This is a genomic window from Mycobacterium gordonae (genome assembly GCF_001417955.2).
GTDB classification, from domain to species: domain Bacteria; phylum Actinomycetota; class Actinomycetes; order Mycobacteriales; family Mycobacteriaceae; genus Mycobacterium; species Mycobacterium gordonae_B.
The window spans coordinates 1-7,613 of record NZ_LKTM01000067.1 but is presented as its reverse complement, the minus strand read 5'-3'; the positions used below and the strand labels follow the sequence as shown (position 1 = coordinate 7,613).

Annotated in this window: 5 protein-coding genes; 4 read left to right on the top strand and 1 reads right to left on the bottom strand. The window is 68.4% G+C overall.

Annotated elements, in window-relative coordinates; translation table 11 throughout:
• The first annotated feature begins 18 nt into the window (after positions 1-18).
• Positions 19-3,432, top strand: a complete 3,414-nt coding sequence (locus tag AO501_RS40095; protein WP_156452413.1) for a beta strand repeat-containing protein — start codon at positions 19-21, stop codon at positions 3,430-3,432.
• Between the two features lie 3 nt (positions 3,433-3,435).
• Here the strand turns inward: AO501_RS40095 and AO501_RS08475 are convergent, their stop codons facing one another.
• Positions 3,436-3,972: an LppP/LprE family lipoprotein gene (locus AO501_RS08475; RefSeq protein WP_055577304.1), complete on the bottom strand. Its 537-nt coding sequence runs from the start codon at positions 3,970-3,972 to the stop codon at positions 3,436-3,438.
• A 120-nt stretch (positions 3,973-4,092) separates the two neighbouring features.
• Between AO501_RS08475 and AO501_RS08470 the strand changes: the two genes are divergently transcribed.
• The 3 genes from AO501_RS08470 to AO501_RS08460 form a co-directional block, all read left to right on the top strand.
• Entirely contained in the window at positions 4,093-5,814 is a 1,722-nt protein-coding gene (locus AO501_RS08470; RefSeq protein ID WP_055577303.1) for a DEAD/DEAH box helicase, read from the top strand.
• The gene (locus AO501_RS08465) at positions 5,811-6,947 is read left to right on the top strand and encodes an acyltransferase family protein (RefSeq protein WP_055577301.1); all 1,137 of its coding nucleotides are present in this window, start codon (positions 5,811-5,813) and stop codon (positions 6,945-6,947) included. Before AO501_RS08470 ends, AO501_RS08465 begins: the two co-directional genes overlap by 4 nt.
• A gap of 127 nt (positions 6,948-7,074) precedes the next feature.
• Positions 7,075-7,613, top strand: a 539-nt coding sequence (locus AO501_RS08460; RefSeq protein WP_156452412.1) for a PE family protein, incomplete at its 3' end; no start/stop codon positions are given.

Genomic DNA, 7,613 nt, shown 5'->3' with positions numbered 1-7,613 from the left:
AACCAGGGTGGTTCGGTTTTGGATGCTTCGGCGACCGGTGGTGCTGGTGGTGGGGGTGTCAATGGTGGTGTGGGTGGCCATGGTGGTACTTCGGAGGTCAGTGCCGGTTTGCAGGGTGGTGCTGGTGGTAGCGCGTCGGGTGAGGGCCTGGGTGGTCAGGGTGGCAACGCTGATGGCGTGGGCAGTGTCGGTGGTAACGGGGGCCAGGGCAATATTCAGGGTGGCTTCGTGCGGCCGGGTATCGGCGGTGATGGTGGGGCGGCCAGCGGGTTTGGCACCGGTGGCGCCGGTGGTGATGCGACCGGTGGTGGTACCGGCGGCAACGGTGGGATCGGCAGTGTGGTGGCCGGGGGTCTGGGTGCGGTGGCCGATGGCAGCGGTTTAGGCGGCGATGGTGGTGATGGTCTGCTCGGTGGTGTCGGTGGTAACGGCAGCAGCGGTCAGGTCGGTGCCTTCAACGCCGGGGCGTACGCCGGCGGCGTCGGTCAAAGCGGTGATGGTGGCACTGGCACCGGTGTCGGTAGCCACGGCGGGAACGGCACCATCGGCAATGTTCAGGCGTTCGGCCAGAACAGTCAGGCCAGCGGCACGGCCACCGGGGGCAATGGTGGTGCGGGTACCTCCGGTGGTACCGGCGGGACGGGTGGTCAGGGCCGGATCGTGGCCAATGGAACGGGCAGTATCGCCACTGGCAGCGTCGCGACCGGTGGTGTCGGCGGTGATTCCAGCAGTGGTGTGGGGGCGTTGGGTGGCCAGGGCTATGTGGTCTCCGGGACCTTCGGTGATCCCGGTAGTGGTGGTGTGATCACGGGCAGTACCGCGACCGGTGGTGATTCCACGGCGGGTGTTTCCGGCGGGACGGGTCAGGTGCTGGCGGTCAATGGCACGGTGATCGACAGCTCTGCGGTCGCCGGTGATGCGGTGGCCGGTCAGATCGGCACGGCGGCGACGGTGAGCGCCACCAACGGGGGCACCATCTCGGCGAGCGGCGCGACCGGTGGGCAGAACAGCAGCACCGCGATGGGCGGCAACGCCAGCATCACCGCCGACGGCGTGGGCAGCAGCGTGGCCGGCAGCACCGCCCAGGGCGGCAACGCCGGACTCGGCACCAACGGCGGCACTGGCGGCGGTGGTGGTGACGCCAATATGGTTGCCAACCAGGGTGGTTCGGTTTTGGATGCTTCGGCGACCGGTGGTGCTGGTGGTGGGGGTGTCAATGGTGGTGTGGGTGGTCATGGTGGTGCGTCGGAGGTCAGTGCCGGGTTGCAGGGTGGTGCTGGTGGTAGCGCGTCGGGTGAGGGCCTGGGTGGTCAGGGTGGCAATGCTGATGGCGTGGGCAGTGTGGGTGGTAACGGGGGCCAGGGCAATATTCAGGGTGGCTTCGTGCGTCCGGGTATCGGTGGTGATGGTGGGGCGGCCAGCGGGTTTGGCACCGGTGGTGGCGGTGGTGATGCGACCGGTGGTGGTACTGGCGGCAATGGTGGTATCGGCAGTGTGGTGGCCGGGGGTCTGGGTGCGGTGGCCGATGGCAGCGGTTTAGGTGGGGACGGTGGTGATGGTCTGCTCGGTGGTGTCGGTGGTAACGGCAGCAGCGGTCAGGTCGGTGCCTTCAACGCCGGGGCGTACGCCGGCGGCGTCGGTCAAAGCGGTGATGGTGGCACTGGCACCGGTGTCGGTAGCCACGGCGGGAACGGCACCATCGGCAATGTTCAGGCGTTCGGTCAGAACAGTCAGGCCAGCGGCACGGCCACGGGCGGCAATGGTGGTGCGGGTACCTCCGGTGGTACCGGCGGGACGGGTGGTCAGGGCCGGATCGTGGCCAACGGAACGGGCAGTATCGCCACTGACAGCACCGCGACCGGTGGTGTCGGCGGTGATTCCAGCAGTGGTGTGGGCGCGTTGGGTGGCCAGGGCTATGTGATCGCCGGGACCTTCGGTGATCCCGGTAGTGGTGGTGTGATCACCGGCAGTACCGCGACCGGTGGTGATTCCACGGCGGGTGTTTCCGGGGGGACGGGTCAGGTGTTGGCGGTCAATGGCACGGTGATCGACAGCTCTGCGGTGGCCGGTGATGCGGTGGCCGGTCAGATCGGCACGGCGGCGACGGTGAGCGCCACCAACGGGGGCAGCATCTCGGCGAGTGGTGCGACCGGTGGGCAGAACAGCAGCACCGCGATGGGCGGCAACGCCAGCATCACCGCCGACGGCGTGGGCAGCACCGTGGCCGGCAGCACCGCCCAGGGCGGCAACGCCGGACTCGGCACCAACGGCGGCACCGGCGGCGGTGGCGGCGCCGCCGACGTCATCGCCGACAACGGCGGTGTCGTGGCTGGTGGTCATGCGATCGGCGGCGACGGTGGTGACGGAGACACCGGTGGCGCAGGCGGTGCAGGTGGTTACGGCGATGTGCAGGCTATCGCTGCCGGCAGTAGCGCCAGCGGCACGGGTCACGGCGGCGACGGCGGCAATGCCACCGTCGGCGGCACCGGCGGTACCGGCGGCGAAGGTGCCATCTACGCCTACGGCGCGAACGGCCATGCGAGCGGCACCGGCCTCGGTGGCGCGGGCGGCGACGGCCTCAATGGCGGCGTCGGCGGCAACGGCGGCATAGGTGACACCAACGCCTACGTGAACGGCTTCGCCGACGGACTCGGCAAGGGCGGTGCCGGCGGCAGCGGCACCGGTGTCGGCAGCGTCGGCGGCAACGGAAGCTCCGGCGAGATCCAGGCCGGCTACATCGGCCAAACCGGTGGCCACGCAACCGGATCCGCCTACGGCGGCGACGGTGGCAACGCCACCGGCGGCGGCCACGGCGGCCAGGGCAACTATGCGGTGGTGCTGTCCACCGGCAACGGAACTGCTGACGGCACCGCCTTCGGCGGCGACGGCGGCGCGGCCACCACCACCGGTGCGACCGGCGGCCGCGGCGGCGGCGCCCAGGTCACCGGCGTGGACAACACGATCGTCAGCGGTACCGCGACCGCCGGGAACGGCGGCATCGGCTACGGCGGGAACGGCGGTGACGGCGGTGACGGGTGGACGTCGGTCAACGTCGACGCCGCTGACCCCACCGGACAGGTCATCAACGGCACGGCGATCGGCGGCGACGGCGGCGACGGCGGCCACAACAATGGGCTGGCCAGGGGCGGCGACGGTGGTCACGGCGGTTGGGGCAAGGTCTATGCCGACAGCGGCGGCACTTCCACCAACACCACCGCCCACGGTGGGGACGGCGGTGCCGGCGGCAACGGTGGCACCTACGTCGACGCCCTGCACCCGGGCACCGGTGGGATCGGCGGACTCGGCGGCGAATCCACCCCGACCAACACCCCCGGCGGCGCTTACGTCGCCCAGGCGGGTGGCCCCGGTGGTCCTGGCGGTGCCGACGGTTCGATTGGAACGCCTGGCAGCGACGCTCCTAACATCCCCTAGGGCTCAGCGGCCAGGCCCATTACCGATGATCTCCACCCCGCTGCCGTTCCAGCGGAACTTCACCGTGGCGGGCAGACCGACCCCACTGGCGTAGGTCAGCGCAACGGTGTCCCCGGTGCTCTGCGCCGGGTCAACCCCGTTGAAACCGTAGGTGTCCGGCACGCCCTGCGGGATGAACTTGCCCAGGTGGAACAGCACCGCACGGGTGGTCGGATTGTCCACGTTGGTGTTGGCCTTGATGATCACCGCGGACAGCTGCGCGCACTCGTTGTAGTTGCCGCCCAGCGGTTCTGGGTTCCAGGGTTGCTGACTGCGCGGGTCGCGGGGCAACTCCGAGACGACTTTGGCGATGGCGGGCGAACCGAGGTTGACCGCGCACGGGTCCGGTGGCGGCTCGCTGGTGGCGGGTGGGGCCGCCGTGCCCGGTGGCGGGTTCGCCGGGCCCGCCGTCATCGCCGCCGACGTCGGTTTGGTGGCCTGCGGCGTCTTGGCGACCGTAGAGTCCCCCGACCCGCATCCGGCCAGTGTCGCCACTGCCATCGTGGCAGCCGCCAGCGCCGCTGCAAGGTGGGTCCGCACACCGGGCACCGTACCGTCATCGCGCGCAGGGGTGCGGCAGGCATGGCCGCCCGGGCGGCACACTCTAGACTTCATCTCCTGATGGCAATCCCGGAAAATCCCACTGAAGCACCCGTCACGACGTTCGCCGACCTGCAGATTCATCCCGATGTCGTGCGTGCGATCGCTGCCGTGGGCTACGAATCCCCGACCGGGATCCAGGAGGCGACGATTCCGGCGCTGATGGCCGGTTCGGACGTGGTGGGCTTGGCCCAGACCGGCACCGGCAAGACGGCGGCTTTCGCGCTGCCGATCCTGTCCAAAATCGACACCAGCAGCAAAGCCACCCAGGCGCTGGTGCTGGCCCCCACCCGCGAACTGGCCCTGCAGGTGGCCGAGGCGTTCAGCCGCTACGGCGCTCAGCTGCGCCAGCTCAACGTCCTGCCGATCTACGGCGGTGCCTCCTACGGAGTACAGCTGGCCGGCCTCAGGCGCGGCGCCCAGGTGGTGGTCGGCACCCCGGGCCGCGTTATCGACCATCTGGAACGCGGCACGCTGGACCTGTCGCGGGTGGACTACCTGGTGCTCGACGAGGCCGACGAGATGCTGACCATGGGCTTCGCCGAAGAGGTCGACCGCATCCTGTCCGAGACGCCGGAATACAAACAGGTGGCGCTGTTCTCTGCCACCATGCCACCGGCGATCCGCAAGATCACCGCCAAATATCTGCACGATCCACTGGAAGTCACCTCCAAAGCGAAAACCGCTACCGCCGACAACATTTCGCAGCGCTACATCCAGGTGGCGGGCCCGCGCAAGATGGATGCCCTGACGCGGGTGCTCGAGGTCGAGCCGTTCGAGGCGATGATCGTCTTCGTGCGCACCAAGCAGGCCACCGAGGAGGTGGCCGAAAGGCTGCGCGCCCGAGGCTTTTCCGCGGCGGCCATCAACGGGGACATCCCGCAAGGGCAGCGGGAGAGAACGATCGCCGCACTCAAAGACGGAAGCATTGACATCCTGGTGGCCACCGACGTCGCCGCCCGCGGGCTGGATGTGGAGCGTATCTCGCACGTGCTCAACTACGACATTCCACACGACACCGAGTCCTATGTGCACCGCATCGGGCGTACCGGCCGCGCGGGGCGGTCCGGCAGCGCGCTGCTGTTCGTCTCGCCCCGGGAGCGCCACCTTCTCAAGGCGATTGAAAAGGCCACGCGGCAAACGCTTGTCGAGGCCGAACTGCCGACCGTGGAGGACGTCAACGCGCAGCGGGTCGCTAAGTTCGCCGACTCGATCACCGACGCACTCGGCAGTCAGGGCATCGAGCTGTTCCGCCGGCTGGTGGAGGATTACGAACGCGAGCACGACGTGCCGATGGCCGAAATCGCCGCAGCGCTGGCGTTGCAATCTCGCGACGGTGAGGCTTTCCTGCTGGCACCGGATCCGCCGCCGGAGCGGCGCAAAGAACGCAAGGAACGCGACGAAAACCGCGAGCGCCCGGAAAGGCCAAGACAGACAAAGCCTTTCACCACATACCGAATCGACGTGGGCAAGCGGCACCGCATCGGCCCGGGTGCGATCGTCGGCGCGATCGCCAACGAGGGGGGTCTGCACCGCAGCGATTTCGGCCACATCGCCATCGGGCCGGACTTCTCCATGGTGGAACTCCCGGCCAAGCTACCCCGGGCGGTGCTGAAAAAGCTTGAGCAGACCCGTATCTCAGGGGTGCTGATCAACCTCCGCCCGGACCGGCGCTCCGACAACACTCGAACACCCAGGAAACCCCCCGGCCAGGGCAAGCCGCCCCGGAAGCGCGACGCATGACGGTGTCGGAAGCCGAGGACGCCCAGGGCGGTCTCGAGCAGACTGCTGGCGTCGACCGGGTGGCGTCGCTGACCGGTGTCCGTGCCGTCGCGGCGTTGCTGGTGGTGGGCACCCACGCCGCCTACACCACCGGCAAATACACCCACGGCTACTGGGGTCTGGTCGGTGCGCGGATGGAAATCGGCGTACCGATGTTCTTCGTCCTGTCCGGATTCCTGCTGTTCCGGCCCTGGGTGAAATCGGCCGCCACCGGCAGTCCGTGGCCGTCGGTGCGTCGCTATGCGCGTAATCGGGTGCGGCGCATCATGCCCGCCTACGTCGTCACCGTCCTGATCGCCTACGTGCTCTACCACTACCGCGAGGCGGGACCCAATCCCGGGCACAGCTGGTTGGGCCTGACCCGAAACCTCACGCTCACACAGATTTACACGGACGGCTACCTCGGCAAGTACCTGCATCAAGGCCTGACCCAGATGTGGAGCCTGGCGGTCGAGGCGGCCTTCTATGTGACGCTGCCGCTGCTGGCCTACCTGCTGCTGGTGCTGCTCAGCCGGCGACGTTGGCAACCCAAGCTGGTTCTCGCGGCGCTGGCGGCGTTGACTCTGGTCAGCCCGGGCTGGCTGGTGCTGGTGCACATCGACCGGTTCTTTCCCGACGGCGCGCGGCTGTGGCTACCCACGTACCTGGCCTGGTTCCTGGGCGGCATGATGCTGACGGTGCTGCAGCAGATGGGGGTGCGCTGCTACGCATTCGTGGCCATCCCGCTCGCGGTGATCTGCTACTTCATCGTCTCCACTCCGATCGCCGGCGCACCCACCACCTCGCCGGCCTCGTTGCCGGAAGCGCTGTGGAAGACCGGTTTCTACGCCGTCATCGCCACGCTTGCGGTGGCGCCACTGGCCCCTGGCGATCAGGGCTGGTATTCGCGGGCGCTGGCCAGCCGGCCGATGGTCTGGCTCGGCGAGATCTCCTATGAGATCTTCCTGATCCACCTGATCACAATGGAATTCGCGATGGTCTACATCGTGCGGGCACATGTGTACACCGGCCCGATGCTGAACCTGTTCATCGCCACCATGGTGGTGACCATCCCGCTGGCCTGGCTGCTGCACCGGTTCACCCGGGTTCGATAGGTCTGCCGCAGCGAAATCTCTGCGTTTTCACTGTCTTTCGTGTTCCGGCTAAGCCTCGTATCAGACACGCGTAGAGTTCTGCAACGATCGTGAGCTGTTGGTGCCGTCGAACGCCAGGGGAGCCCGGATGTCCTTCTACTTGATCGCTGTGCCTGAGGCCTTTGCGGCGGCGTCCGCGGACCTGGCCGGGCTCGGCGCGACGATCAGCCAGGCCAACGCGGCGGCAGCCGCGGCAACCACCCAGGTGTTGCCCGCGGCGGCCGACGAGGTGTCGGAGTCGATAGCGCGGCTGTTCGGCGGTTTCGCCCAGGACTATGAGCTGGTCAGCGCGCAGGTGTCGGCATTCCACAACGAATTCGTGCAGGCTCTGACCGGTGCGGGCAACGCCTACTGGGCGGCCGAGGCGGCCAGTGTCAACCCACTGCAAACCGTGGTCGACGACATTCTGCTGTTGATCAACGCCCCGACCAGGTTCCTGTTGAACCGCCCGCTGATCGGCGACGGCACCAACGGGGCCGCCGGTACCGGGCAAGCCGGCGGTGCCGGTGGAATCTTGTTCGGCAACGGAGGCAACGGCGGTTCCGGAGCCCCCGGCCAGGCCGGCGGTACCGGTGGTGCGGCTGGAATCTTTTACGGCAGTGGGGGCGCCGGCGGCGCAGGTGGGAC

Excerpts from the sequence above, each read along its gene's own strand:
- AO501_RS08475 (WP_055577304.1), bottom strand. The coding sequence starts at position 3,972 with ATGGCAGTGGCGACACTGGCCGGATGCGGGTCGGGGGACTCTACGGTC.
- AO501_RS08470 (WP_055577303.1), top strand. The coding sequence starts at position 4,093 with ATGGCAATCCCGGAAAATCCCACTGAAGCACCCGTCACGACGTTCGCC.
- AO501_RS08465 (WP_055577301.1), top strand. The coding sequence starts at position 5,811 with ATGACGGTGTCGGAAGCCGAGGACGCCCAGGGCGGTCTCGAGCAGACT.